This window comes from Streptomyces sp. NPDC030222, assembly GCF_055573115.1.
Genome location: NZ_JBVICA010000026.1, coordinates 27956 through 54880, shown reverse-complemented (window position 1 = coordinate 54880; position 26925 = coordinate 27956). Strand labels below are relative to the sequence as shown.

At 71.5% G+C, this 26925-nt stretch carries 23 protein-coding genes; 9 read left to right on the top strand and 14 right to left on the bottom strand.

What is annotated here, in order from left to right:
• The first annotated feature begins 11 nt into the window (after positions 1–11).
• From ACZ4Z5_RS29230 to ACZ4Z5_RS29210, 5 genes are all read left to right on the top strand, one after another.
• Positions 12–1148, top strand: coding sequence for a NucA/NucB deoxyribonuclease domain-containing protein (locus tag ACZ4Z5_RS29230; protein WP_468268188.1), 1137 nt, complete (start codon positions 12–14; stop codon positions 1146–1148).
• A 115-nt stretch (positions 1149–1263) separates the two neighbouring features.
• Positions 1264–1785 (top strand): hypothetical protein, encoded by a 522-nt coding sequence (locus ACZ4Z5_RS29225; RefSeq protein ID WP_468268185.1) that lies wholly within the window; start codon positions 1264–1266, stop codon positions 1783–1785.
• Positions 1786–2026: 241 nt separating this feature from the next.
• Positions 2027–2728 carry a hypothetical protein gene (locus ACZ4Z5_RS29220; protein WP_468268182.1) on the top strand — a complete coding sequence of 234 codons (702 nt, stop codon included), beginning with the start codon at positions 2027–2029 and terminating at the stop codon, positions 2726–2728.
• A gap of 306 nt (positions 2729–3034) precedes the next feature.
• Entirely contained in the window at positions 3035–3844 is an 810-nt protein-coding gene (locus ACZ4Z5_RS29215) for a neocarzinostatin apoprotein domain-containing protein (RefSeq protein WP_468268179.1), read from the top strand.
• 774 nt (positions 3845–4618) lie between these two features.
• Positions 4619–5194, top strand: a complete 576-nt coding sequence (locus ACZ4Z5_RS29210) for an ATP-binding protein (RefSeq protein WP_468268176.1) — start codon at positions 4619–4621, stop codon at positions 5192–5194.
• Between the two features lie 139 nt (positions 5195–5333).
• Here the strand turns inward: ACZ4Z5_RS29210 and ACZ4Z5_RS29205 are convergent, their stop codons facing one another.
• From ACZ4Z5_RS29205 to ACZ4Z5_RS29195, 3 genes are all read right to left on the bottom strand, one after another.
• Positions 5334–6014: an HAD family acid phosphatase gene (locus tag ACZ4Z5_RS29205; protein WP_468268173.1), complete on the bottom strand. Its 681-nt coding sequence runs from the start codon at positions 6012–6014 to the stop codon at positions 5334–5336.
• A gap of 102 nt (positions 6015–6116) precedes the next feature.
• The gene (locus ACZ4Z5_RS29200; protein WP_468268170.1) at positions 6117–6845 is read right to left on the bottom strand and encodes a hypothetical protein; all 729 of its coding nucleotides are present in this window, start codon (positions 6843–6845) and stop codon (positions 6117–6119) included.
• 245 nt (positions 6846–7090) lie between these two features.
• Positions 7091–7699, bottom strand: coding sequence for a DUF6939 family protein (locus tag ACZ4Z5_RS29195; protein ID WP_468268167.1), 609 nt, complete (start codon positions 7697–7699; stop codon positions 7091–7093).
• A 271-nt stretch (positions 7700–7970) separates the two neighbouring features.
• Between ACZ4Z5_RS29195 and ACZ4Z5_RS29190 the strand changes: the two genes are divergently transcribed.
• Positions 7971–9185, top strand: coding sequence for an IS110 family RNA-guided transposase (locus ACZ4Z5_RS29190; protein WP_468268165.1), 1215 nt, complete (start codon positions 7971–7973; stop codon positions 9183–9185).
• Here the strand turns inward: ACZ4Z5_RS29190 and ACZ4Z5_RS29185 are convergent, their stop codons facing one another.
• Positions 9186–9629 (bottom strand): hypothetical protein, encoded by a 444-nt coding sequence (locus ACZ4Z5_RS29185; protein ID WP_468268162.1) that lies wholly within the window; start codon positions 9627–9629, stop codon positions 9186–9188.
• Positions 9630–9794: 165 nt separating this feature from the next.
• On the opposite strand from ACZ4Z5_RS29185, the gene ACZ4Z5_RS29180 reads away from it, so the two are divergent.
• Together ACZ4Z5_RS29180 and ACZ4Z5_RS29175 are read left to right on the top strand one after the other, a co-directional pair.
• Positions 9795–10817 carry an SPFH domain-containing protein gene (locus ACZ4Z5_RS29180; RefSeq protein WP_468268159.1) on the top strand — a complete coding sequence of 341 codons (1023 nt, stop codon included), beginning with the start codon at positions 9795–9797 and terminating at the stop codon, positions 10815–10817.
• On the top strand, positions 10814–11716 hold the full coding sequence (locus tag ACZ4Z5_RS29175; protein WP_468268156.1) for an NAD(+)/NADH kinase: 903 nt from the start codon (positions 10814–10816) through the stop codon (positions 11714–11716). The genes ACZ4Z5_RS29180 and ACZ4Z5_RS29175 overlap by 4 nt, the downstream gene beginning before the upstream one ends.
• Positions 11717–12024: 308 nt before the next feature.
• Here ACZ4Z5_RS29175 and ACZ4Z5_RS29170 read toward each other — a convergent pair whose 3' ends face one another.
• From ACZ4Z5_RS29170 to ACZ4Z5_RS29135, 8 genes are all read right to left on the bottom strand, one after another.
• Positions 12025–12846, bottom strand: coding sequence for an SDR family NAD(P)-dependent oxidoreductase (locus ACZ4Z5_RS29170; RefSeq protein ID WP_468268153.1), 822 nt, complete (start codon positions 12844–12846; stop codon positions 12025–12027).
• Positions 12843–13853 carry an NADP-dependent oxidoreductase gene (locus ACZ4Z5_RS29165; RefSeq protein ID WP_468268151.1) on the bottom strand — a complete coding sequence of 337 codons (1011 nt, stop codon included), beginning with the start codon at positions 13851–13853 and terminating at the stop codon, positions 12843–12845. The genes ACZ4Z5_RS29170 and ACZ4Z5_RS29165 overlap by 4 nt, the downstream gene beginning before the upstream one ends.
• Before the next feature lie 327 nt (positions 13854–14180).
• Positions 14181–14459 (bottom strand): ribosomal protein L7/L12, encoded by a 279-nt coding sequence (locus ACZ4Z5_RS29160; RefSeq protein ID WP_468268148.1) that lies wholly within the window; start codon positions 14457–14459, stop codon positions 14181–14183.
• A 256-nt stretch (positions 14460–14715) separates the two neighbouring features.
• Positions 14716–15885, bottom strand: coding sequence for a serine hydrolase domain-containing protein (locus ACZ4Z5_RS29155; protein WP_468268146.1), 1170 nt, complete (start codon positions 15883–15885; stop codon positions 14716–14718).
• A gap of 224 nt (positions 15886–16109) precedes the next feature.
• Positions 16110–17354, bottom strand: a complete 1245-nt coding sequence (locus ACZ4Z5_RS29150; protein WP_468268143.1) for a type III PLP-dependent enzyme — start codon at positions 17352–17354, stop codon at positions 16110–16112.
• Positions 17351–19189, bottom strand: coding sequence for an IucA/IucC family protein (locus ACZ4Z5_RS29145; protein ID WP_468268140.1), 1839 nt, complete (start codon positions 19187–19189; stop codon positions 17351–17353). Before ACZ4Z5_RS29145 ends, ACZ4Z5_RS29150 begins: the two co-directional genes overlap by 4 nt.
• Positions 19190–19345: 156 nt before the next feature.
• Positions 19346–21247 (bottom strand): IucA/IucC family protein, encoded by a 1902-nt coding sequence (locus ACZ4Z5_RS29140; RefSeq protein ID WP_468268308.1) that lies wholly within the window; start codon positions 21245–21247, stop codon positions 19346–19348.
• A gap of 62 nt (positions 21248–21309) precedes the next feature.
• Positions 21310–22503, bottom strand: a complete 1194-nt coding sequence (locus tag ACZ4Z5_RS29135; protein ID WP_468268137.1) for an ATP-grasp domain-containing protein — start codon at positions 22501–22503, stop codon at positions 21310–21312.
• A 259-nt stretch (positions 22504–22762) separates the two neighbouring features.
• On the opposite strand from ACZ4Z5_RS29135, the gene ACZ4Z5_RS29130 reads away from it, so the two are divergent.
• Complete coding sequence (locus ACZ4Z5_RS29130; protein ID WP_468268134.1) at positions 22763–23815, top strand: (2Fe-2S)-binding protein; 1053 nt, start codon at positions 22763–22765, stop codon at positions 23813–23815.
• A 417-nt stretch (positions 23816–24232) separates the two neighbouring features.
• Here the strand turns inward: ACZ4Z5_RS29130 and ACZ4Z5_RS29125 are convergent, their stop codons facing one another.
• Positions 24233–25501, bottom strand: coding sequence for a serine hydrolase domain-containing protein (locus tag ACZ4Z5_RS29125; RefSeq protein WP_468268305.1), 1269 nt, complete (start codon positions 25499–25501; stop codon positions 24233–24235).
• 168 nt (positions 25502–25669) lie between these two features.
• Positions 25670–26458 (bottom strand): class I SAM-dependent methyltransferase, encoded by a 789-nt coding sequence (locus ACZ4Z5_RS29120; RefSeq protein WP_468268131.1) that lies wholly within the window; start codon positions 26456–26458, stop codon positions 25670–25672.
• Between the last annotated feature and the right edge of the window lie 467 nt (positions 26459–26925).

Here is a 26925-nt window from a genome sequence, read left to right as displayed (position 1 = left end):
GGACGTTCAGCATGAGGAGCACATTCGGCAGGCTCCGTACGGCGGTCGCCGCCGTCGGAACCGCCCTGGTGTTACCGCTGGCAGTCGTCGCTCCCGCCGGAGCCGCGACTGCCGGCCCCAGCCCGAACGGTGCCCCCGGGGAGATCCGCCTCATCACCCCCGCCGACACCGTGTCCACCACGAGCCCCACCGTCAGCAGCGACACCGGCGCTGCCGCGCTCGACTGCGCGGTCGGAACCAGCAGGCACAACCGCACCGAATCCTGCTCCCACCGGCGCATCACCGTCCAGTTCACCCTCAACGGGCAGGTCCGAGGCACCGCGATCCTCTACGCCAAGGCCACCGCGGAACTCGACCCCCGCAACCGCTACGAGTGGAAGCAAAAGGTCGAACTACGCCTGACCAACCCCACCATCCCCGAGGCATTTGCAGTCCGCGCAACGGTGCAACTCGCCTGCCGCTGGTGCGACGCCACGTCCGGCGGCACCAGGATCCTGGTCCCCAACACCACGCAGACGTTCACCATGACGGTGAAGAGTCCCGGCACGGAGCTGCGCCAGGACAGCATCGTGCCGTACGGCCGGTTCAGCGCGCCGCGGCACGACGAAGGCGAAGCCGCCGTGGGAAGCGTCTTCCGCCCGCGCTGCGACAACACGCCCCGGGTCACCCCCGTCAGGTACGGCGGCTGCGTCTACCCTGACGTCGCGCCGGTGTGGCAGCTGTCCACCACCAACCCTCGCGTCGATTCCGTCGCCTGGCACGTGGACTGGGCACAGCGGAACCTGAAGCAGCCATGGGGTGTCCCCGGCACCCGGTACCCGCTGCACCGCACCATGGACGAGAGCATCATCGACGACAACCGGAACACCGCCTGCGGCCGTGACGTCCCGCGCCCGCCACCGGGGTCGGGGCTGTCCTGCGACGAGTACCCGTTCGCGCAGACCCACGAAGGAGCGGGCAAGAACCCGGACTACAGCTGCCACTTCCTGAACGCGCGGGACAACTCCCGTGAAGGAAGCCTGCGCAAGGCGTTCCTGAACGGGATGCGCGTGCTGGACGGCGACGCGTTCTCCGTGGACGTGATCAAACCGTCCGGTGCGGTCGCCCCGCCGGCGGCCAAGGGTCCGGTCGGCTGCGGACGCGACTGAGCCACCCCGACACCGGCGCGACACGAACCGCGCCGGGTGCACCAGCGGGGAGCGGGGGCAGACTCCGGCAGGGGATCCGCCCGCGCTCCCCCACAGGCAGGAAGGACGGCCACCGATGCCCCAGCTGATCCAGCGCGCCGCCGACCCGCGAGTGTTCGTCGACGCGTCCACGGTCGACCTGGTCGACGAGTCACTCGTGGCGGAGTTCGAACCGGGCTGGGAGATCAACGGCCTGGTGGAAGCGGCACCCGGAGGGGGCGCCGTGAGGATCCTGTGCGGTCAGGAGATCGGCACGGTCTCCGTCACCGCGGAACTCTGGGACGGGCCCCCGCCCCTGGACACGGACGGCTGGCAGGACACCGCCGAGGTGTCCGTGTCCTGGGAGTCGGGGACCATGGACTTCGCCACCTCGGCCACCGGCGCGGAAGAAGACGCGGACGACGGTACGGACGTGCTGCGTCTGCCCGGCCCGGGCGACTACCGGGTCCGCGTCCACGGCAGGAACCGCGACGACGGCGACCCCCGCACCGACACGGACCCGGTCGAGGAGTACCTGATCCAGGTCTGGTCCGCCCCGTACGACGAGCCCTCCCTCCACAAGGGCACCAGCCGGACCGGCGCGCTCTGGCGCTCCTGACCGGCCCGTGGGACGGCGCCGGCCGGCCCGTCCGCCATCGTGGTGCACCCGTTCGGCGCGCGGGCCCTCCGGTGCCGGGTGGTACGGACATAGCGTGACCTCCCAGCCTCCCACCGGTCCGCCACGCGGCCCGCTGTCTCCCCCGCCGCCACCCGTACCACCGGGTCCGGGACCAGAGCCGGAACCGGGACCGGAACCCGGGCCGCGGCCCGGGCCGGCCCGGAAGGGCCGGCGCTTCCTGGTGCCGGCCGTCGTCGGCGCGGCCGTGGTGGCCGCGTCGGTGGCCCTGGTGCTGCTGCTGGGCGACGGGGACCGCGGCGGGCAGGCACCTTCCCCCAGCGGAGCAGCCACCGAAGCGACGCCCGCCGACAAGGCCGCCGCCCTCCACCGGCTCGTCGCCGGCCTCCCCCTGACGGCCGAGGAGTGGGGGCCGGGCTTCACCCCGTACGACCCGTACGTCTACGACCCGATGCTGGAGTTCGCGTTGCGCGGGAAGGACTGCGAGATCTTCGGTGCGCCCCTCAGGCCCGGCACCCTGGCGGCAGTGGGACGGCGGGTCAGCCGGAACGAGCCGGTCACCGACGCCCTGTCCGAGGCCCGGGCGTACGTCGATACGGCTGCGGCAGCGCGCTATGTGGCGGACGCGAAGGCCATGGCCCGTCGGTGTCCGGCGCAGCACCGGGGGAAGACTCGCATCGTCGACGTCAGGGAGAGCACCGCCACGCGTCCGGCCGGCTTCGACGAACTCCTGGTCACGGAGGCCAGGCAGATCACGGCCGCCGACGGGAGACCCGTGGACCGGGTGCGCGTCGTGCTGACCGGCCGCAAGGGCACCACGGTCCTGGGCGCACAGACCAACGGGCCGTCGGAAGCACGGACGCAACTGCGCGCCGAGGCCGAGAAGGCACTGGCGCTGATGCGCGACCGGCTGCCCGGCGGGTAGTTCCGGCCGCGGGACGGGACGTGCGGCAGCGCTGTCGAGACCACCGTCCCCGTGTCCGCCCCATCGTCGTCCGCGTCCGCCCGTGTCCGCCGGCGTACGTCTCGCGGCACGGCCCACGGGCGCCGCGCAAGGTCCCGCCGTCGGACGGGGTGACCGGATTCGCGCTGTGGCGCCGCGGGCCGCGACGCGTGAGGATGCTCCGCGGTCGCCGGTCCGATGACCGGCCGGCGTCGTCTACTGCTGGACGACGGAGGGGGGAAGCCGACGATGCGCGGACCGTTCGGACGGAAACGGGAGAGGACTCCAGTGAAGCTGCGCGCGACGATGACGAGCCTGGTCGTGCTGGGGGGCATGCTGATCGGTTCGCTGGTCGGGGCGCCACCGGGAGCGGCGGCCGACCCGTCGGCGACGGGACCCACACTGCACGTCGGTCGCACGACAGGACTACTGGACGGCGACATCGTGGACTTCCGCATCACCGGCGGCCCGCCGAAGGCCTATGTGTGGGTCAAGCTGTGCGGCCCCTCCGCGTCGGAGGCGACCTGCGACGACGCCACCGGGCGCAGGTTCCGGGTGTACCCGGACGGCACGTACGACACTTCGCCCAAGAAGCTCTACGCGCGGCTGCACACGCCGTCGGGCGACGTCGACTGCCGGAGTGTCGCCCGCACCGACCCGTGCTCACTGGTCCTGACCGACAACGCCGGAGCGCTGCTCACCACCGTGCCGCTGCGCTTCCGGGCGTACGGGCCGCTCGAACCGGCGCCCACCCTGCGCGCGACGCCCGGCAAGGACCTCGTGGACGGGCAGACGGTCCATGCGTCGGGGCGCGGCTACGAGCCGCAGTACCACGTCACCGTACTCCAGTGCCTGGCCGGCTCGGCCGACACGATGGGCTGCCGCCCGGGCAGCCGCCCGCCCGCGACGACGGACGCCGGGCGGATGGACCGGGACATCGCCGTGTCGCTCGCGTTCACCAGCATCGACGGGCGCGCGGTCGACTGCCGGACGGCGGCCGGCTGCGAGCTGGTCGCCTTCGGCTCACGGGTCAGGGGACCCGAGACGGTGCGCACTCCGCTGCGTTTCGCGGCCGCGTCGGCCGGGCCGGGGTCGTAGTCGACGTCATGGTCGACGTCGGTCGGGGTGCGGAGGCGGCGGTGGGCGGTTCCCCTGTCCCGTGGCCGCCGCTCCCGGCGCAGCGGGGGTGCCGCTGTCACTCGCCGGCCTTCCCCGGGGTCACCGACCCTGTCTCCGTGGGCCGCGGGCAGGCCCTCGGGACGCTGCTCAGGTGTGCCGCGCGCGGTCCGGAGCGGCGCGGCCGGGAGGGACAGTTGCGACGTCACGGCGGAGAAGCGCTTCGCGCAGGTCACCTGGCGGCCGCGGACGACTGCGGATGCTGGCAGGCCGGACACAGGTCGTACCGCCCCTGGCGGGTGCGGACGGTCCCCCATCCCAGGCAGCTGTCGCAGTCACGGGCCAGGGCGGGGTTCGGGCGGGGAGCCATGGGTGGCGCTCCGTGGTGGCACATTCGGTTCTCCTTTTGGGACGAACTATGCATACATGATGCCTTATGCGCATAGATATGCATAGTCCACTTTTGCCACATCTATTACACATAGCGTGACAATCACCACTTATGACGACTACTGCCTCAATGCCTATTCAGCCCCTCTTGTGCCGATCGCCACACCTCGCCTAGAGTGCGGCACTGTCGTACGTCGACCGCTTCGATCCGGTCGCTTCGACAGACCCGGACACCGCTCCACCCCTGCGGCGACACGGATCACGCCACTACGGACGAACCGGGCCTGGCGGCTCGGGGCGGCACTTCCCCGCCCCGGACGCGGAAGGCCGGAATTCCCGTGCAGAGCTTCACGACCTGGAATCGCCATGCGAACCGACGTCTCGCCATCGTTCACGGCAGGGCGCTGCGGTACGGGGCCCCGCCGCCCCATACCGCAGCCCCGCGCCTGCACGGTCTGGGGTACGTACACCTTCACTGTGCCCGCGCTGCCCGAAGAAGTTCCCGGCGTCCGAAAACGCACCTGCCATGTCCTGCGGGACTGGGGCCTGCACGACGAGGGGCTCCACACGGCATCACTCGTGATCTCCGAACTGGTGGGGAACGCCGCACGGCATGCCGCCGAACACTCCCCGACGACGACCGTCACCGTGGCCAAGACGCCGACCACCCTGGTACTGGCCGTGCGCGACGACCACCCGTTCCTGCCGCGTCCGCTGCTCGCGGCCGATACCTGCCTCGAGAGCGGCCGGGGCCTGCTGATCGTCGATCACCTCGCCCGTGAGGCCGGCGGCGTCCTTCAGATCCGCGGAATGTCCGAGCCCGGCAAGGAGATCCGGGCCGTCTTCCCCGCCTCCGATCTGCGGGGCGACTCGGAACTCGCGAGCTGTCTGGCCATGGCGTGCCCGGCCATGCACTTCACCCGCCGACCCGCTCCCGCGTAGGGACCGGCGGCCTGACACGCGGATTCGCCCGCCGGGTCCGGTCCGGCGACGGCATCCGCCGCGGGCCGCCGGGGCGCGCGGCGGGTGCTCCGGCCCACCTGGCGTCGCGAACCGGAGCCTCGGCCGACGACCGGCTCGGCTACGACAGTTTGCCGTCGTAGTCGGGGAGCTTGAAGGTCTTCTCGGCGTGGCCACCGACCAGGTCGGTCTGCCTGTTGCCGATGTTGGCGATGATCGTGTAGCCCTTGGCCTCGATCTCGGCGCGCTTCGCCGTCTTGTACTTGCTCACCTCGTCGAACAGATCGGGCAGATCACGGACGTACAGCCCCGCGACGGGGTAGCCGACCCGATCGAGGTTGGACACGGTGGGCGCGTAGAGGATGCCCGGCCGTGCGGTGACGAAGAACACCGCGACACCGCGCGAGTGGGCGTAGCGCACCAGGTCGAGCACCGGCTTGACGGCGGGCGTCGGGCACTCCCAGAAGAAGTGGAAGTCCGTTTCCAGGGAGGTGTTGTCGATGTCCAGGACCATCGCGAGCCGCTGCCCGGAGGCGGACGAGGTGCGCTGCTCGATGTAGGGGCGGGCCGTGTCGACGACCGCCGCGACATCGCGCTGCCAGGTCTTGTAGTCGACGCCCCGGAAGTACGCCGGGCCGATGCCCTGCTCCTGGGCACCGACTCCGGCGGGTACGACGGCTCGGGCCGGCTGGGCCGCCGGCGCGGCGGCGGCGGCCGGCGCCAGGGTGACCGTGGTGGCGGACACGGCCGCCAGGAAGGTGGTGGTGACCGCCGCTCGGGTGGTCCGTCCTCGGATGTGCATGGGGGGCTCCTCCTGCGTCTGCGCGAAGGGTTGTCATGCTCATTGCCGATGATGACCGGAGTAGTACATTCCTTCTACTGTTCGGTAGCCATTTCGTTTTCCTCAGGCTCGGTTCAGTGCACTGCGGACCGTGATGCCGTAGTGGTTCCGGAGCCGGCGGAGCTCCCAGAACGACAGCGCGGAGACGGACAGCGGCGGCCCGACGAGGAAGAGGAAGCGGACCACGGCCGGGGCTGCCACGGCCGGGGCGTCGAAGAGCTGGAAGCCGAACATCGTCCACACCAGGACGGGTGCTATGAGCGGCGGCAGCACTTCGTGCACGTCGGCGGTACGGAAGACGTAGTGCACCGCGAACACGGCTCCTGCGAGGGCGAATCCCATCGAGAACGGCACGAACACAAGCATCACAGGGATGGAGACCATCATGAGGAGCCCGCCATGGCGGCCGCTCACCAGCTCTTGGGCCACTCCGTGGTCGAGAAGCCACCACATCAGGGCGGCGCAGGTGAAGAGGGAGACGAAGCCGACCAGAGGGGCGGTGAGCCGACGTCGATAGACCGCACGGACAGGCGGGCGGGCGGCGAGCACGAACACGGTGAGCGCCACTGGCCCCGCCACGAGCAGGACCCCGAGGCTGATGAAGATCTCGGTGAACTTGTCCGCCGCGAAGTCGGAGGCCGACTTCGCCAGGGGGTACGCGAAGACCATCCACAGGGTGGCGACGATTCCGGTGACCGTGCGCCCGATCTGCGCCGCTGCGATGCCGGGGTCGACCACACGGTCATGACGCGACGGACGGAACACCCTTATCGCCACCGACACGGGCAGCATCAGGCATCCGATGCACCCTTCCAGCCCACCTTCGCCCTGGTTACGCGCGTCGGCGCCCACAACCCATTCCCCCGTGCTCCGCTGCCACTTCCATCACGTGACCCCGAGTCGCCCGGCAACCGAACGGTCGCCCGGACGCTTCGCGGTGTGACGCACCGCAATATACAGAGCCAAGATCGACAGCGATGGGGGAGGTGCCTCCACTACGGGCTCCGCCGGTTCGTGGGCCGGCCAGGGCGCGCGCGTCACCCCCGTGGACCAGGGACACCGGCCGCGTTCCCGGCATCCGCAGAGGCGGGAGCCACCTCGTCCTCCCGGGGCCAACGGCCTTCGATGTGCAGCTTGATGAGCGCCGCGTGTGAGAGGGGGCTACTCGGGTCGGCGACATCGCCGTTGGTGGTGTAGTCGAGCAGGACGACGTTCCCGATGTCGCGGAGCCGGTCGACCAGGTCGGCGGCGCGGTTCTCGAGGACCCAGCGGTAGGACGGGAGATAGATCCGGCGCCTGGCCGTCTCGTAGGACAGAAGACGGTCGCCGTGCAGACCGTCGCGGTGTCCCAGAACGGGACCGTGGCGGCGCACGGTCCGCTTCAGACCCCTCATCGTGGTGACAGCGAGTTTCGCGGGATCGACGTCGGCATCCCGGAAGACCTTGAGGGCCTGCCAGATCCCTTCGACGGACTGGCTCGTCACGCCGCCGGAAGAGGGCACGGGGATACCGCCGTGCGGATGGAACGGGCTCAGCCGCACCCAGGGGTCCGGCCCCTTCGAGGTCACATCGATGATCTCGGCGCCGGGATACGCGGCGGTCAGCGTCGCTCTCGCGCGGCGGCGCCCTGCGACATGGATCGGCATCGGTGGGCTCCCTTGTTCGTCGGCAGGCCGCAAGCATCCCCGACGCCACTGACATTGATGCTGATACTCAGGTTCCGGTGGTCGTGGCTCTGCCACTGACTGACGCCCTGCTGGGCTGTCTTCAAGCTGTTCTGTCCGGCTGCCGGAACCTGTTCTCATGGCGCCGGCCGGGCGGAACATGACCTGATAGGAGCTTGGTCAGAAGCCCCCTCAATGTCCTGTCTGCGCCACCCGGCCGGCGCCCACCTCCGGTTGGGAAGGCACTATCAGCATGACATCAGAGGTCCTAGGGCAAACCCCGGGCCAGGGCGTGTTCGGCGGGGTCGACTCCCACGCCGACACCATCCACGTCGCGGTCATCGCCGACAACGGCGGCCACCTCGCCGACGCCGAGTTCGCCACCACCGCCCCCGGATACGCCGCGGCCCTGGCGTTCCTGGACGCCCACGGCCACCTGATCGCCATCGGCGTGGAGGGCACCGCCTCCTACGGCGCCGGATTCACCCGTGCCGCCCGCTCCCACGGACACCGCGTCGTCGAGGTGAACCGGCCCGACCGGGCCGAACGCCGCCGCATCGGCAAGTCGGACCCCATCGACGCCTACGCCGCCGCCCGCGCAGCCTTCTCAGGACGCGCCTCCGGCTCGCCCAAGGACGACACCGTCGCCGGGATACGCGCCCTGCACAACGCCGCCCGCTCCGCGGTCAAGGCCCGCACCGCCGCACTGAACCAGATCACCCACATCCTGTTCACCGCCCCCGAGAGCATCCGCGCCAAGTACGGACGGCTCAAGGCAACAGACCGCACCGACGCCCTGGCCCGGCTGCGGCCGGCCGGGGACGCGGTCCACGTCGCGGTCCTCACCGCCCTCAGAAGCCTTGCCCGACGCGTCAAAGAGCTGACCGCCGAGCACACGGCCCTGACCAAAGCCCTCGACAGCGAGGCCACCGCCTTGAACCCCGGTCTGCGGGCCGCCCACGGAGTCGGCCCCGACACCGCCGCCCAGCTGCTGATCACCGCCGGAGGCAACCCGGAACGCATACGGACCGAGGCGTCCTTCGCCGCACTCTGCGGAGCCGCACCCGTTCCCGCCTCCAGCGGCAGAACCAACCGGCACCGTCTCTCACGGGGCGGGGACCGGGCAGCGAACGCCGCTCTCTACCGCATCGCCCTGGTCCGCATGTCCAGCGACGCCCGCACCCGCGAATACGTCGCCCGGCAGACCGCCGTCGGCCGAACCAAGAAGGAGATCATCCGGCTGCTGAAACGAGCCATCGCCCGGGAGATGTTCCGCTGCCTGACCACCACGGTCACCGTCCCGGGCATCGCCGACCTGCGACCACTGCGGCAGTCCAAGAACATCACCCTCACCGCCGCAGCCCGCCACTTCGGGGTGTGGCCCGCCACTATCTCCACCCTCGAGCGCGGCATCCGCCGGGACGACACCCTTGCCCACACCTACCGGGACTGGCTCAACGCCGCCTGATCACGCGCGAGGCCCTGTCACGTCCGGCACCTCGGGCCACAGCCAGCCGCCGGGAGAAGCATCCGACGGCCGACCCGCGCGCACGAAGTCGCCGTACTCGTCCTGGACGATCCCCTCGTTGACCCACCGGCCCCGCCCCGCTCCAGTGCCCTGCTCGGCAACGATCAGTGCAGCCAGCGGGTCCTCAGCCATGCCCAGGAGTCGCCCGAACTCGCCGGCCTCGTCATCGGGATCGAACGGCGGGAACTCGCCCAGGTCGAAGAAGCCCTCACCGCCGACATCCTCAACCGTGTGGAGATAGACCTCGAAGGACGTCTTCGCCGCACGAACCTCTACATAGCGGACCCCCGGGCGCCCTGCCGAACCGCACGGCCCAAGGAACTGCTCGACCGAACGACCCCGCCGCAGGGCCCCGAGAAGGAACGACTCCGCCAGATACCGCATCCGGCAACCATACGGCGCTCACCCTGCCGAGAGAGCTTGACGATCAATAGGAGCATCAGTCCCGGCTCCGCCGCCGCACGGCGCCCTACGTCCAGTCATTTTCGTCAGCTTGACGAAATCAAGGGTGACCTCATATCGTCTAACTGACACAAAGGGGGTTCCTTCATGGCCGACATCAGCAGGCGCCTCGGATGGCGCCATCTGCGCTCCGCGCCGACCAGCCACATCCGTCACCACCGGCGCGGGCGCATCGCTCACGAGGGAGCGGGCATCAGCTTCTGGTTCCGGGCGCTGACCGCCGCACTGTCCGAAGTGCCGGTCGACGACCGCGAGCTGGCGATGACCTTCCACGCCCGCACCTCCGACTTCCAGGACGTCACCGTGCAGGCAAGCGTGACGTACCGGATCAGCGCACCGGATGTCGCGGCCGCCCGCGTGGACTTCTCCGTCGATCCGGACACCGGCGCCTGGCGCTCCGCGCCACTCGAGCAACTGTCCACGCTGCTCACCGAGATCGCCCAGCAGCACGCACTCGACGTACTGGCCCGAACGCCGCTTTCCGCCTCGCTGGTGAGCGGAGTGGCCGCGGTGCGGGAGCAGATCGCGGACGGGCTCGAGGCCGAACCCCGGTTGCCCGACACCGGTATCGAGGTCGTGGCCGTACGCGTGGTCGCCGTACGTCCCGAGCCCGAGGTGGAGAGGGCGTTGCGGACGCCCGCGAGGGAGCAGATCCAGCAGGAGGCGGATCGTGCGACCTACGAACGGCGCGCCGTGGCCGTGGAACACGAGCGGGCCATCGCCGAGAACGAACTGGCGAGCAAGATCGAACTGGCCCGGCGGGAGGAGCGGTTGGTGGAGCAGCGCGGCACCAACGCCCGGCGCGAGGCGGAGGAGAACGCCGCGGCCGACGCCGTGCGGGCCGGCGCCGAGGCGGACCGCATCGTCAGGCTGGCCCGGGCGAAGGCACAGGCGGAGCGGGAGACCGGAACGGCACGGGCGGAGGCCCAGGCCGCCTGGCTGCGGGCGCACGGCGAGGTGGACGCCACGACGTTGCACGCACTGGCCGTCAACCGGGTCGCCGACAACCTGCCCCGCATCGACAGCCTCACCCTCTCCCCCGATGTCCTCACAGGCCTCCTCACCAGGCTCCAGGGCTCCGCCGGGACGCCGGGGGACCAGCGCTCATGAGTCTGGCGCCGCGCGCGGTCGTGGTCCACCGCGCCACCGAGTACCAGGAACTGCTGGCCCGTCACGGCACGCACGGCCAGGCCGATTTCGTGCTCCGCAGTCGTGGCCGGAGCATCGACGAGGTGCTCGAGCGGCATCGCCGGACGCGGCACGCCCTGGCCGAGGTGGCCGCGGCGATACCCCTGCAGTGGCGCCGGACGACAGTGGAACGCTCCGATCTCGACCGCTTCCTCTTCGCCCCCGAGGACGTGGTGGTCGTCGTGGGGCAGGACGGGCTCGTCGCCAACGCCGCCAAGTACCTCTCGGGTCAGCCCGTCGTGGGCATCGACACCGACCCCGGCCGCAACCCGGGCGTACTGGTCCGGCACCGGCCGAAGGACGCCGCCGCGCTGCTGCGGACCGCGGTGTCGGACCGGGCCGGGGCCGATGAGCTCACCATGGTCGAAGCGGTCGCCGACGACGCACAACGGCTCCTCGCACTCAACGAGATCTACGTCGGCCGGTCCGGCCATCAGACGGCCCGCTACCTGCTGCGCATGGCGGAGGACGGCGCCGCTCCGGCAGAACACCAGGCGTCGTCGGGAGTGCTCGTCGGCACCGGCACCGGCGCCACGGGGTGGCTGCTGTCCGTGCGGCAGCAGCGCGGCGGCCGACTGCCCATGCCCGGCCCGTGCGACGGCCGGCTGGCGTGGTTCGTACGGGAGGCCTGGGCCTCCCCCGCCACCGGCACATCGCTGGTGGAGGGCCTGCTGGAGCCTTCGGAACGCCTCCGGCTGACCGTCGAGTCCGACCGGCTGGTCGCCTTCGGCGACGGCATCGAGTCGGATGCCATCGAACTGACCTGGGGTCAGTCGGTACGGCTGGGGGCGGCGGACATCGCGCTGCGTCTGCTGGTGTGAGCGCGGCACGGGGTGGCGTGAGCCCTGCGAGGGTGGTGTGAGTGCGGCGCGGGTTCGGTGCGGCACGGGTCCGTGACCCGTCACCCGTGCCGCGTTTCGGTCGATCGTCCCGCGTCCGGTCGGCCGGCCCGCATCTCCCGGCTGGATCCGCGTCCGCCGGCCCGCCCCGTGATTGCGGGGCCGCAACCGATGCGCGCCGGAGGCCGGGGCCTCGGGGCTGCGCACACCGACGCAGCCCCGAGACCGTACGTACCGACTGCCGGCCGCCGGACACACCGATGCCGGGGCGTAGTTCCGGGACCGCGCGCTCAGGCGGCCTCCGGCTCCCGGGGCGCGGGGACGTTGCGGAAACGGAACGGCTCCGGCTCGCGGCCCGCTTGGACGAACCAGCAAGCGCCGGCCTCGTCGCCGGTGACGATCCGTACCACCGTGTCGGCGACCACCTCCGCCGGGATGACCGGTACGCCCCGCTCGGCCAGCACGCCGCGCAGGGGGTCGATGATCCGCGACTCGGCGTACCCGGGGCAGATCGCGTTGAAGCGGATGCCCTCCGGTTCGAGTGCCGGGCCCAGGGAGCGGGCCAGGCCCACCACGGCGTGCTTGTTGGCCCCGTACAGAGGGTCGACCGGCACCGGCGCGAGTCCCGCGAGGGACGCGGTGGCCACGATCGAGCCACCGCCACGGGCCCGCAGTGCGGGCAGCACGGCGTGGGTCCCGAAGACGACTCCGTCGAGGTTGGCGCCCATCGCACGCCGGTACCGCGCGAGATCGAAATCGTCGCCTACGCCGCATCCGGTCGCCACTCCCGCGTTCAGGAACGCGATGTCGACCCCGCCGCAGCGCTCCACGGCGAACTCCACCAGTGCCCGGTTGGCGTCGAGGTCGGACACGTCACAAGTCAGGAAGTGGCCGCCGACGAGGCCCGCGACTTCGCTGCCGCCCCGGGCGTCGAGGTCGGCGACGACCACCTCGGCGCCCGCCCGGGCCAGCGCCAGCGCCGTGCTCCGGCCGAGTCCGCTCGCGCCGCCCGTGACGATCGCGACCTTGCCGCGCAGCGGGGCTCCGTCGACGGCGGCGACCGCGGCCTGCTGCTGCCGCGACCCCGTCGCCGCGCCCGCCGCGGCGGTCACGACAGCTCCAGCACGAGCTTGCCGACGTTGTCGCCGCGGAAGAGCATCTGCAGGGTCTCGGGGAAGTCGTCCACGGTGCCCTTGACGACGTGTTCCTTCACCTTGATCCGGCCGGCTGCGATCCAGCCGGCGATCTCCTGCGCAGCCTGCGCGTAGCGCTTGGCGTAGTCGAAGACCACGAAGCCCTCCATGCGTGCCCGCCGCACCAGCAGGGACAGGTAGTTGGAGGGGCCCTGGACCGGCGTCGCACTGTTGTACTGGCTGATCGCGCCGCAGATCACCACCCGCGCGTGCATGGCCAGGCGGCTGAGCGCGGCCTCCAGGACGTCCCCACCGACGTTGTCGAAGTAGACGTCGATGCCGTCCGGGGTCAGCTCGCGCAGTGCCCGCCGGACGTCGCCGGCGCGGTAGTCGATCGCCGCGTCGAACCCCAGCTCGTCGGTGAGCAGCGCGCACTTCTCGGGGCCGCCGGCGATGCCCACGACGCGGCAGCCCTTCGCCTTGGCGATCTGGCCGACGATGGTGCCGACGGCGCCTGCCGCGCCGGAGACCACGACGGTCTCGCCGTCCTTCAGCGCGCCGACGTCCAGCAGGCCGAAGTACGCCGTCATGCCCGGCATTCCGAGGGCGCCGAGGTACGTCGAGGGCGGGGCGAGCGAGGTGTCGATCTTCAGGGCGCCCTTGCCGTCGGAGACGACGTACTCCTGGACCCCGAAGGTGCCGACGACATGGTCACCGGGCTGGTAGTCGGGATGGGCGGAGGCGGTGACCTCGATGACCGATCCCGCGCGCATCACCTCACCGATGCCCACGGGCGGCAGGTAGGAGGGACGGTCGTCGAGCCAGCCACGCATGGCGGGGTCCAGCGAGATGACGCGCGTCCGGCCGGCGAACATGCCCGGGCCGGGCTCCTCGACGGGCGCGGTGTGATGCTCCCAGTCCTCGGGCTTCACCTCGCCCACGGGCCTGGCTGCCAGACGGATCTGGCGGTTGGTGGTCACAGACATGACGCCTCCTGTCGGTCACTGCTCACAAGCGACCATACCGACCAGTAGGTACGACGGAGAATGTGAGGTGCACCACGTCACCCCAGGGGCTTGCCCCTGGCCACGTCCAAGCGGCAGGCCCCGCGCCGCGCGGGATCGCACCGTCGGGCCGACACACGTCACCGCCCCGGCTGACGGCTGTCGATCAGGCAGAGCACGGAGGAGGGCGACGGTGACGGGAGCAGCGTGACCGGGCAGGTGCCGGGCGGCCCATGCGGTGGCGAGGTGGAGGAAGTCGGCGCCACCCGGGCAGAGGCGGCATCAGACCGGGCCGCACTGCGGGAGCCCTCACACCATCCGCTCGACCGCCTCCTTGGCCTCCTTGAGGCCGGCGCCCGTGATCTTCCGGTACGCCTTGATCGCCTCGATCTTCTTCCCGTCCCTCAGGAGGGCCGCGACCTGCCTGAGCTCCGGTTCGGCGTCGCTGATGCCCAGGTGATCGAGTATCAGATCGATCTTGCGCTCGACCCGGGCCATCCTGCGCTCGACCCGGCCGATCCGGCTCTCGGCGCCGCCCAGGGCGAGCAGAAGGACAAGGGCGACGAAGCCGACTGCTGCTGTCTCCATGGCGGACGATCCTAGATCATCTTTCCTGGAGCCCCTCTCCGAGCCGGGCCACCCGGTGCGACCGGACCCCCGGACCGGGCCGCGGCTACCGCACGTCGACGAAGTCCTCGGCGGATCCGCCTCCGTAGCCGGGCGGGCGGGCGGGCGGGCGGGCGGGCGGGCGGGCGACGAACCGTACAGGGTCATGACACGGCCGGGGAGGTTCCGCCGCTCATACGTGGTGCGCGGGCCCGCTGTCCCTCTGCTCGCGGGCCGTTCATTCGAGGATCAGAGGCTTCTCCGGGGCGAGATGGTTGGCGATGGCCACCAGGAGCGCGGTGCTGGAGTTCTTGGCGGTGTCGCTGCCCATGCCCTGTGTCGCGGCCGTCGCGATCGCGATCCCCTTGGACGGCAGATAGGCGACCGTTCCCTGGTAGCCGGCGAACGACGGGTTCTGCAGGAGCCAGGTGTTGTGCACGGCCAGCCCCAGGGCGTAGGACGTCCTCGGGGTCACCTTGGCCACCGGGGTGACCTGCACCTTGTGCGACTGGGGCGTGAGGAGCTTGCCCTCGCCCCACGACGCCACCGACTTCCCCATGTCCTCCAGCGTGCCCGTCATGACCGCTCCCGGGGCCAGCGTCCATGACGGGTCCCAGTAGGTGGCGTCCTCGAAAACCCCCCGCTCGTTGTCGAAGGAGTGCAGGACCGGGGCGGGGATCTCCGCCGTGGACGGATTGTCGGTGCCGGTCAGCCCGAGGGGCTTCAGGATCTCCTCGCGCATCACTTCCGCGAGCGGCTTCTTCCTGACCTTGGAGATGATGTCGCCCAGGATCACCCAGTTGGCGTGCGAGTAGGCGAAGCCCGATCCGGGCGGCTTCTGGAGCGGTTCGTCGACGGAGAGGCGCAGCAGTTCCTCGGGCTTCCAGTGCCGGAAGGGATTCTTGTAGAGCGCGGCGATGAACTCGGGGTTCCGGACGTAGTCCGCGTAGCCGGAAGTGCTGGAGGCCAGCATCTTCAGGGTGATGTCGTCGGCGTGCGGCAGGTCGGGGAACCACCGGGAGATCGTGTCGTCGAGCCGGACCTCGCCCTCGTCGACGAGCTTGAGCAGTTCGGTCGTCAGATAGGGGATGGCGACCGCGCCGATCCGCAGGCGCATGTCGGTCGTCGCGGGGACGCCCGTCATCGACTCCCCGGAGGCGACGCTCGTCACCCTCTGCCCGTCGATCCAGACGCCGGCCATGGCTGCGGTGAGCTTGTACTTCTTCAGGGCGTCGGCTACCTGCTTCTTGATGAAGGCCTCGCTGTCGGCGGGAACACAGGTGCCGCCCTTGGAGATCTGGTCGGACGCGCAGGGCCGCGCCGCGCCTCCGGCAGCCTTCGTGGCCACCGGCTTGACGCAGCCCGTCAGCGAAGCACCCAGAAGCGCCATGGCCGGCAGCAGGCACATGAGGGTGGTTCTTCCGGTTCGGCGCACGGATTCGGGTCGACGCACGGCTGAGCCTCCATACGGGTCGAAGGCTGCGATTCCCCGTGTCGCACCTGCGGGCTTCGTTCCGGACGCTATCCGCCGGTACCGGCCGACGCGCTCCGGGCGGCCCGTTCGGGTGTCCGTGACCCAGGGGTCCTACGCGCGGAAGGCGGCGTCGGCCCGGGTGCCGGCTGCCGAGATGCTCAGCCCGTCGCACCACCGTCTCCGGCGCCGCCGCCATCGCCGCCGCCGACGAAATGGAAGCCCGGCCGGGGGTGCATGAGGAAGTCGTGGTGCGAGATGTTCCACGCGTAGGCGCCCGCGAGCTGGAACACCACCCGGTCACCGGCCCGCAGCCGCGGCGCGGGGACGTTCCGGGCCAGGACGTCCTTGGGAGTGCACAGCTGGCCGGCGACAGTGACGCGGTCCCGCAGCGCGGCGGGCCGCGGCCAGGAGTGGGGCCAGGTGTCCACCGGCAGGACGGAGCAGGGCTGGTCGTGGCCTTTGGTCGCCGGAGTGCGCAGATGGTGGGTGCCGCCGCGCACCACGGCGAACTCCTCCCCGTGGCTGTGCTTCACGTCCAGCACCTCGGTGGCGTACCAGCCGCAGTACGCGGTCAGGGCCCTGCCCGGCTCGATCCTGATCGTCAGGCCCGGATGGGCGTCGCACAGCTCGGTCAGACCCCTGCCGTAGGCCGCCCAGTCGAACCGCTGCCCGGGGGCGGCGTAGTCGACGGTCATGCCGCCGCCGACGTTCACTTCGCCGAGCCGGATGCCGTGGCTTCCGGCCAGCCGGGTGGCCCAGTCGACGACGGACCCCGCCACGGCGAGCTGTTCCGGAGCGCCGAGGCCGCTGGCGAGGTGGGCGTGGACGCCGCGCAGCTCCAGTCGGGGGTAGGTGCCGTCGGTGAGGAGGCGCACGACGGTGCCGGCGTCCGCCGGGTCGAGGCCGAACGGCGTGGGGCGACCCCCCATGGTCAGCGAGCTGCCTTCCGATGCGCCTGCGGCAAGCGGCAGGTTGAAGCGGGGCAGGACCGCCACGCGCCTGTGCGGCGCCATCCGCCGGGCCAGCTCGCCGAGCATGCGGAGCTCGTGCACGCTTTCCACGTGGAAGCGGTCGACGCCCAGTTCCAGGGCGGTCGCGATCTCCGCGGGGGTCTTGCCCGGGCCGCCGAAGGCGAGCGGGTGGGCGGGCACCGCCTTCCTGACGTGGGCCAGTTCGCCGCCCGAGGAGACCTCGTAGCCGTCGACATGGGGGCCGAGGGCGGCGAGGATCTCCGGCTCCGGGTTGGCCTTGGCCGCGTAGTACAGCTCGACCCGCTCGGGCAGCGCGGCCCGTACCGAAGCGGCGTGGTCGCCGAGCGCCGACAGGTCGTAGAGGTAGGCCGGCAGGCTGTCCGGCGGCAGGGTCAGCACGCGGTCGCGCACGGCGGTCGTGGGGGCGGTCATCGGCTGCTCCAGATGGTGTGGTCCCCGCCCGCTCCGGCGAGCACGTCCTCGGCGATGGGTGAGGCGAGGCGGATGTATCCGGCGTGGCGGTCGGCCTTGCGGGCCCAGCGCGTGAGCAGGTTGGCCTTGGCCGGCAGGGGCGCCCCCGCGAGGAGGGCGGCGAGCCTCGGCGGGTGGCCGTGCCGGTCGGCGCAGGACCGGAGGACGTCCCGGACCTGGCCCCACAGGGCCCGCTCGGAATCCGGGTGGAGGTCGGCGAGGACGGCCAGCATCTCGGCGACGTGATTGACCAGCAGACAGTAGACGACCCGGTCCCAGCCGCGTCCGGCGTCGTAGGTGAGGGGACCGGCGACCTCCGGTGGCAGCGCGGCGAGGGTGCCGGCATGGTGTTCGGGCACGAGTTTGGTGCCTTCCAGGTCCCGGAAGAGGACCTGGGCGGGCATGCCGTCGTCGTCGACGCAGACCAGGACGTTCTGCAGATGCGGTTCCAGGACCAGGCCGTGCTCGAAATAGGCGGCCAGGACGGGCGGTACGAGGAGTTTCAGGTACGAGGCCCACCAGGCGGCGGCGGTCCGCGGGCCCGCACCGCGGAGCAGCCGGGCGAGGTGCCCGGGCCCCGTCGGGTACTCGTCGGCGACGGCGGCGGCCAGCAGCGGGGTGGTGGCGGGCAGCAGCCGCTGGTTCAGTCCCTCACGGACGATCACTCCGAAGCCTTCGAGGAGCGCTCGGTCCGGGGCGCCGCCCGGCCCGGACAGCGCGAGGCTGCGGTAGGCGGGCTCGCGGAGCACGGCGCTCCCGGGGAACCGGCGGGACAGGCCGGCCAGCACCGGCTCCAGCGCCCTGGTGAGGGCGACGGCACCGGCCAGTTCGTAACTGGCGTTCTTGCGGAGACAGTTGGTGATGCGGACGTTCAAGCTGAACTTGAGGAACGTCTCGCCGTCGTAGAGGGTGCGCACGGAGGCGGTCGCGGCGAAGGGCCTCCCGCCCCTGCCCAGGTCGAGGACGTCCCCGCGGTCGACGGCCTTCCGCAGTGCGGGGTGCTCACGGAGCATCGCGTACTGCCAGGGGTGTGCCGGCAGCAGCCGGTAGCCGGCCGGGACGTCGCGTCGCAGCCCGTCGAGCACATCGGTCGCGCCGGCGTGCGCGCTCTCCTCGACGACCAGGTGCTCGCGGACGGCGAGGTGCCGCAGGGCGAAGGAGGCGCCGGTCTCGGGGGCGTACGAGGGCCAGGATGCCGTATCGCCGGTACGGGCCTTGGGCGTGGGGTGGAACCGGTGGCCGAACAGGAGGGACTGCTCGGAGGCGAGGTAAGTGGCGAGCGCGTTCCGCGCGGCGGCCTCGGCACCGCTCGCCGGCCGCGGCACGCGGACCGTGCCCGCGGTCCCGGCGGCATCGGCCGTGGCGCGTGCGGTCAGCGCGGTGGCGACGGCCCGGTGGCTGGACGCCACCTGGTCGAGGAACTCCTCGTTGCGGACGCCCGTCCGGAGGCGCAGCTCGTCCTGGGTGTACGCGGCGAGGCGTCGCCAGTCGGTCTCCGCCCAGCCGTCGTCCCGCTGCTCCAGCACCGGACCGGTGAAACGGTGGGCGCCGAACAGGGACGTACGGCGCACCGCCACGCGCAGGAGGACACCGCGGCGGGGCAGCGGCAGCAGCAGATGACCGTCGGTGATCTCGGCCTGGTGCTCGCCGGAGGACACCTCGCGCAGCAGGCAGTTGAGCAGAGTGTGGGCCACGGCGACGTCGGCCGTCGGCAGCGCGGTGGGTGCGGCGGAGGGGACGGTGCCGTCCTGGCACCTTCGGGCGACGGCGGCCGGGCGGGAATCGGTCAGCTGCATCAGCGGCTCCAGCGGTGCGGAGAGAGCGGTGGTTCGGGTGACGGGGGCGTCGTGGCGGGCACGGGCGCGAGGGCGGCCGGGGCGGCGGCCGGCACGTACGCGGCCCGGGTGGCTCGCCGGCGCCCGGGCGGCCGCGCTCCGCACGGGCGGCCTGGCTCATGCGCGAGTCCCCGTCCGCCGTAGGTAGTTGGGGCCCGTGGTGTAGTGCTTGTTGATGTCCGCGGCCCCGGAACGCTCCTTGCTGAGCAGGGTTCCGGCGGTGACCATCGCCTTGACCGGCAGTTCGGCGGCGTCCAGTACCGCCGCGCGCAGCACCGCGCCCGGCTGTCCGGGTTCCGTGCCGAGCCGTTCCACGGCTTCGGCGAGCCGGTCCCGGACGAGTTCCAACAGGACGGCGAGCGGGGCGCGGCCGTGCCTGGCCAGCGCGAAGGCGTAGGAACCGGCGCACAGGTGGACGGTGATCGTGGTGAAGAGGTCGGTGACCGGCTTGTCGTCCCGGCCGAGGATCCGTGCGTCGTCGAACTCGGACGGGTCGGGGGCGTCCGCGCCCAGCCTGTCGCGCATGCGATCGGTGTTGATGCGCGGACCGTCGTTGTCCTTGAGCAGCAGCCGCAGTCGCGTACCACCGTCCGGCTGCCGGTCCAGCACGAGCGAGACGTTCTGCTGGTGGGACTCCAGCGCGATGCCGTAGCCGAAGAGCGTGGTCTGCCAGTCGAACAGCAGGGTGAGACAGGCGTCGAGCAGTGCCACCGGATCGCCCCCGTAGAAGCGGTCGGCGAGCCGGTCGATCACCAGCCGGCCCCCGGGCTCCTCGCTCAGCAGCGCGGCCATGGGAACGACGACCGATGAGCCGAGGCCGGTCGGGTACCGGCGGCAGAGCACGGCGAGGAGTTCGTGCCCGGCATGGGCGTAGGTCGTCTCGTCGGCGTGCAGCACCGTTCCCCGGAAGCGGGGCTCACGGGCGGTCACCGCTTCGAGCAGGCGCTGCCCGGCGGCGCCGTCGACGAGCGTTCCGGGCTTGATGGTCCGCCGGTTGCGCATGCCGAGGGTGGCGGTGGCGAGCGGCAGTTTGAGGTGCAGGGCCGGGTCGGTGACGAGGGTGACCGTACGCATCGACAGCGTGGGCACGACATCGAGGAACGGCTTCTCCGCGAGGACTGCTCGGCCCTCCAGTTCCGTGGCCCGCAGGGCCTCGCGCAGCGGGGCGCCGAGGGTGAGCGGGTGCACGGGGAGGGCCAGGTGGCTGTGCAGGAGTTGCGGAAGCCCCAGGTCCGCAGGGCTGGGCCAGGCCCCGGGCAGCCGCTCGGGACCGCCCGGCACGGTGACCTCGTGACGGGGTACGGCGATCCAGTTCAGCAGGAACCGTGGGTGGAACTCCGGGGCGAAGTAGCTCAGTTGTCGTTCGTCGAGGCCCGAGCGTCCTCGCGCCGCGGGGTAGACGGGGTGGTCGGCACGGGCGGCGAGGGTGTCGTGGGCGAGGCCCGCGTCGAGGCCGGTCCAGTCGGCGGGGTCGGCCCCGTGGTGGGCCGTGATGCGGCCGAAGACCTCCTCGCGGGTGCAGGTGTGGAGACGCATGGTCGCGAGCGTCCGGCGGCATTCGTCGGCGAAGGCGTCGAAGCCTGGCCGGTCCACCGGGTCGGCGAGCACGCGCAGGGTGTCGACGACCTCCTCACAGGTGGTGAGCTCGCTGCCGTCCGACTCCCGGACGAGCAGCGGTAGTCGGGCGGCGTGCACTGCCTGGAACCCGTCCTCCGCGATGGGCAGCAGAAGGGCGTCATCGCCTTCCGTACAGCCGGTTCGGGTTGTGGTCACGGCTGCGGTTCCGGTGCCGGTCGCGGGCCCGGTGTCAGCGGGCCCGGTGTCAGCAGGCCCGGTGTCCGTGGCCCCGGCCTGGTCGCGCTCCCGCACCGGAAGCCGCAGCCAGGCGCCGTCCGGCCGTTCGACTGCGGTGCTGCGGGTACGCAGCCCGAGGACGTCCTCGCGCAGCAGTGCGCTGAGCACCCTCAGCAGCAGCTCGGCCTCTGCGGTGTCCTGGGCCGGTTGCCGGCCGTCCGTCACGGGGGTGCCAGGACGGGTGCGTTGCCGCGGGGCGGGACGGACGCCGACGGTGCCCGGCGGCGTCACGGGGTGATCTCCCAGCGGTGGGTGGCGAGGAAGTCGGCTACGGACCGTTCGACGGCCGTCCGGTCGGTGCCGGTGGCGCGAACGACACCGAGGTAGTCGCGGTTGGTGTGGTTCAGTTCATGCCGCTCGCCGATCCGGCGGAGCGGACGGTACGTCAATTTCACACCGTCCAGGTGGACATCGGTGGCCGGGGGGGCGTCCGTGAGAGTGCCGGTGCCGTCGGCGCACGGGTAGGCGACGAGGGCCGCGCCGTCGGTGCGGACGCCGAGATCGGCCGGAAGCGGCTCGCCCAGGTGTGTCCGGAGGACGTGCTCGAACAGCGGGATGCCGAGCAGTTCGGCGAGCAGCAGGTCGCACTGGTCGCCGATGGCACGGTAGTTGACCTCGATGATACGGGCCTGCCCCTCATGCACCACGAATTCGGTGTGGCAGATGCCGAAGCCGACGCCGAGGGCGTCGAGTTGGGCGAGGATCCGGGCGGTGACCGGTTCGGGATGGGCCGGGACGAAGGTCATGCGCTGTTCGATGAAGTGCGGCGGCGGGGACAGTTCGGTGTGGAATCCCCCCAGGACATGGCGGATGCGGCCGTCTCCGAGCGTCTCCAGGGTGTACAGCTCACCGGCGAGGTACTCCTCGAGCACCAGCGCGTCCTCGGGGCGACGCGCCTGGATCTCCTTGCAGCGCAGCAGGAGTTCCTCGGGCCCGTCGACCAGCACGACGTCCTCGCTGGCCACCCCCTCGCGGGGCTTGAGCACGCACGGGTACGGCACGTCGTCGAGTGCGGTGACCTCTGCGGGGTCCTGTCCGGCCGCGAGCTCCGTCGACCACACACCGCCCGTGCCGGACACCGCGAGGTGCCGGCGCATGTGCGCCTTGTCCTTTGCACGCAGTGTGGCCTTCCAGTCCTTGCCGGGAAGGCCGAAGTACCCGGCGGCCAGGGCGGCTTGGGTCTGCAGGTGGTCGCTGTTGGTGAAGACGGCGTCCGGCTCGTGGTGGGTCGCCACACGGGTGATGACCGCGCGGAAGTCGCGCACGTCGCACTCCAGGACATCGATGTCCGGACAGGAGTGGCGGTGGGCCTCGGGCTGGTCGGTGAGGACGGTGACGTCGAGGCCGAGCCTGGCGGCGGCGGGGAGGAAGCCTTCGGTGACCGAATCGGTGGGGTTGAGGGCTAGCAGGTACAGCCGCATGGCGGCGGCCCCTTCCGAGTCGAGGAACAGTGGTGGGCGGGTTCGGCCGAACGGGTGGACGGCTCGGCGCCGGCAGGCCGGCCCGTATCGGAGCGGCGGGTTGTGGCGGCAGCCTAGGCAGGCACTTCCAGGTGTTCAACTTCCGTCTCTTTCCCGCGACATGACCCCGTTGATCAACCCTCGGCATCAAGTGCTTAAGGTAAGCCTTACCTATCTTGCCTTGCCTCGACCTGTGCTCCCCGCACAGGAAGGACTGCCGATGACCATGGCCCTTGAGACCGCGACGGTGGAACCCGCCGTCGGCGTGGCCTCCGTCCTGAGCCGCACCTACCAGCGCCTGGCCGCCGTGTGCGAAGCGCTCGATGTGCGGGTCGTGCAGCACCCGGAGCCGGAATCCGCCGGCAGGTTCGCGCTGCCCTGCAGACAGGGGCTTCACCAGGGGCGACTCGACGGGACGGGACTCGGCACGACGCGGTTCGACGGCGCCCTTCGCAACGGCGTACAGCCCGATCATGCACGGCTCGACGGCGCCCGGCTCGACGGCGCGGGGCCCGACGGTGCGGGGCCCGACGGTGCGGGGCCCCACGATGCGCGGATCGACGGTGTCAGGCTCATGGAGGACGAGGAGGCTCTGGACGCCTTCATCGACGCAGAATCGGCCCGCATCCGGGACCGGCACGGGCACGCTCCCCGGCGGGACGTCGCCGCCTCGCGCGCGCTGCACGACTATGTGTGGTCCGTCTGCCTGCTGATGAGCGGCGCCTGGTATCTGGAACGGCGGGTGCCCCGTATCCATGCACGGGACATCCGGATCGACCTCGGGACGGGCGCGCTGCAGATCGTTCCCGGCTCCGGCTTCGCCTGCCTCGCCGACGATCCGGAGGCGGGCCGGACGCCCGGCGTGCGGCCGCTCGTCGACGAGGAGGCCCTGCGTGCCGAACTGCGTACCGCAGTCGCCGATCACGTGGGCCCCCTGCTCACGGCGATCGGCCCCCGGCTGCGCCGCGGACCACGGGCCTTGTGGGGCATGGTCGCCGATGACCTGGTCTCCGGCATCTGGTATCTCGGCCGCGTGCTCGACCAGGAGGACCAGGCCGTGCGGGCCGCAACAGAGCTGCTTCCGAAGGCGGTTGCGCCGTTCCCGGGCGCTGCCGACTTCCGTCGCCTGACGGGCCGAAACGGGCAGCGGTATCCGACGCGGACACGGCTCGGATGCTGCCTCTACTACACGCTCGACGGTGCAGAGGCATGCTCGACGTGTCCCCGGACCCGCGACGCGGAGCGCCTCCGGAGGCTGGAGGAACCCGACTGACCTCGCCATGAGCGTGATCCCCCCGATGAGTTCACGAGTCGTGGGTGCCTCCGGGGTGCGGGCCGGGACGTCACACTCCGCCGCCGGAGGCCGTCGTCCCGGTTACCGACTCCAGGGTTCCACGGCTCCGCGCACTGATCGCGAGGTTTTCCCCGAGGCTCCCCGGCCGCGGACGAGGGCGACACGGCCGCGCGTCCCGGAGACGCCCGGTCGACCGCTGCCGCCGGGTCCGGTATGCGTCGTGTGCCCAGCTGTTGCCGGGGGTCGGCAGGTCCTCTCCCCACGATCGGTCATGGCGCGGTCCGGCTGCGGCCGAACTGACGGCGACAGTCGGCCCCGGTCGGTCCGGTGGCGGTCCATCGGCTCCCGAGCCTGGTCCGTACGGACCATCAGGTGCGGCGTCCTGACCGGTTGAGGTCAGCTCGACGGGGTCGGACGGCCCGAGGCCGGGGGTGTGGGCGGCAGGTCGTAGACATTGTCGGGGGTCACGATGGCCGTGACGGCCTTCGCGAAGAGGGTGCTGTTCTCGTTGCCCTCGTAGTTGTCGTCCGTGTTGGTGAGAACCACCAGGCTCGCCTTGGCCGTGGGGAGGTACACGACGACGGACTGGTAGCCGGGCAGTGATCCGTTGTGCCCGATCCAGCCGTGGTTGTAGAAGAGGCCGAGACCGTATCCGGTCCCTGGGTAGCCGGTGGGGAGCGTCCTCAGTCGCTGCGCCTGGGTGGAGGGCTTGAGCAGCGTGCCCGTCGCGAGGATGCGCGCCCACTCGCGGAGGTCGGGCAGGTCCGAGATCACCGCTCCGGCGGCCCAGGCCCACGAGGGGTTCCAGTTCGTCGCGTCCGCTTCCTTGCCGTTGAGCGTCTGCGTCGTGTAGCCGTGTGCGTGCGGCTCGGGGAACTCCGCGCCCTTGGGGAAGAGGGTGTGGTTCAGCCGGGCCGGGGTCAGCACCTCCTTCTTCATGTAGTCGCCGAGGCTCTGGCCGCTCAGCCTCTCCACCACCAGGCCGAGCAGGATGGTGTTGGTGTTGGAGTACTGGAACTTCTGCCCCGGTGGGAACTGGGGCGCGTGGTTCTTGAAGGCGTAGTCGAGGAGCTGCTGGGGCGTGAACACCCGGTTGGGATCGGTCAGGAAGGCCTTGTCGAAGGCCGGGTCCTCGGTGTAGGAGAACAACCCGCTGCGCATCTCGGCCAGTTGACGCAGCGTGATGCGGTATCCGTTGGGAACGCCCTTGATGTACTTGGCGATCGGGTCGTCGAGCCTCGCCTTCCCCGCGTCCACCAGGCGCAGCAGGGCGGTCACCGTGAAGGTCTTGGTCACGCTGCCGATCCGCATGCGCAGACCGTCCGACATGGCGGTGCCGGTCTTGGTGTCGGCGGTGCCGAACGCCCGGACGTAGCTGCCCTTTCCCGGGATCCACACTCCCACGATGACACCGGGGACGCCCGCCTGTTTCATCGTCTGGGTGACGGCCTCGTCGAGCTGTTCCGCCACGGCGGGGCTCAGCTCGCGGACCCGGGCGCTCGGGGTCGGTACCGGCGACGTGGGGGCAGCCGCGGCCGGCGGGGCGGACGTCGGGGTACTACTGGTGCACGCCGTGCCGGCCAGCAGCCCGGCGGTGGCGACTGCCGCCGCCACGATCCTGCCGTGGGCTCTCCCCATGCGCCGGCGGCGCTCTGACATGCGCATCATTCCGGGTGCCTCTCTCGACCGTGGCCAGTGGGGGCGGCGCACGGGCACCGGAAAGGCGCCGGGGGCGCGTGCCATGCCCAACGTACGTCGCGAGTACGCGCCGGGCGGCGAGACCGGGCCCGGCACTGCCCCGTTCGGCCTACCTCGGGCGGGCCTTGCCCAATGTCACGCGTGGGTGACCCGGAGCTTGGACTGGCCGTGCGGCAGCTGCTCCCAGTCGTCCATGAAGTGGGCGACCAGGCCGTGCTTCTCGGCCAGCCGGATCAGCGTCTCCGTGCGGTAGTAGAAGTCCTCGCGCAGCACCTGGTGCTCGCGCGTCTCGGTGCGGTCGTAGGTGAAGTCGAAGAAGCCCCCGGGAGCCAGCACCCGGCCGACGTGCGCGAGGCACTCGTCGATGACCTCCAGGGGCGAGTGCGAGAACACACTGTGCGCGTGGACCACCGTGAACCAGGAGTCGGGCAGGAAGTCCAGTGTCAGGTCGTCGACGGGTGTCAGGTGCGGCAGCTTGGCCTGGAGCCCGTAGCGGACCACGGTCCTCTGGGCCTGGATGAGGATGTCGGGCGAGATGTCGATCCCGTAGTAGTGCCCCGGCTCCAGGAGCTCGATGAAACGCCGGCCGGCGCGGAGATTGCCGCATCCGATCTCCAGCATCCGGTCCTGCGGCTTCAGCCCGTGCCGCACCAGGTAGTCGTACTGCATCTCGCCGATGGCGAGCCAGCGGTCGTAGGAGGGGCGTCCGCCGACCGCCGCCTCCGGGCTCCGCGCGGTGTCGGACGCCATCACGGCACGGTAGTACGCGATGTGGTCCCCGCGGTGCCGCAGCCGCAGCCACCCGTCCCGGCCCGCGCGGCGCAGGTACGGCAGGATGCGTTCCGGGTGTCGCAGGGCGTAGCGCACCTTGTGCGCGATGCGGGATCGATTCGACGTGAGGCGTGAAGCGGGTGTCCTGTCCATGACGGTCTCCGTGGTCCGCGGCTGCCCATTGCGCGGATACTAGTCACGCGGCGCACGGTGCAGGCGTCTTCGGGGGCAGGCCCCCACGTGGGTCGCCCGTCCGGACGAGACGGGCGTCGCCGCCTCTGCCGCGCGGCCCCCGACTGCTTCCTGGACCGATTCCGCCTTGCCTACCGTCCCGGTCCTCCTCTCTGTACGGCCAGTCCTCCTTTCCGTACCGCCGCCCTCCTTCCGTACCGCCGCCCTCCTCTCCGTACCGCCGGTCGGCCCGGCGTTCCGGGTCGTCCTCGCCTGCAAGTCCGGACGCATGAGTACGGTCCCCGGCTCACCCGTTCGGTGGGGCGGTTGGGCCGAGTGCCTCGCCCGTCTGGTGGTCCCGCCCCGCGCGGCGCAGCGTTGGGGTGGACGGGCCGGACCACAGCGCCGTCACCCGTGAACCCGGAGCGAGGCCACGCCATGCGCGACGC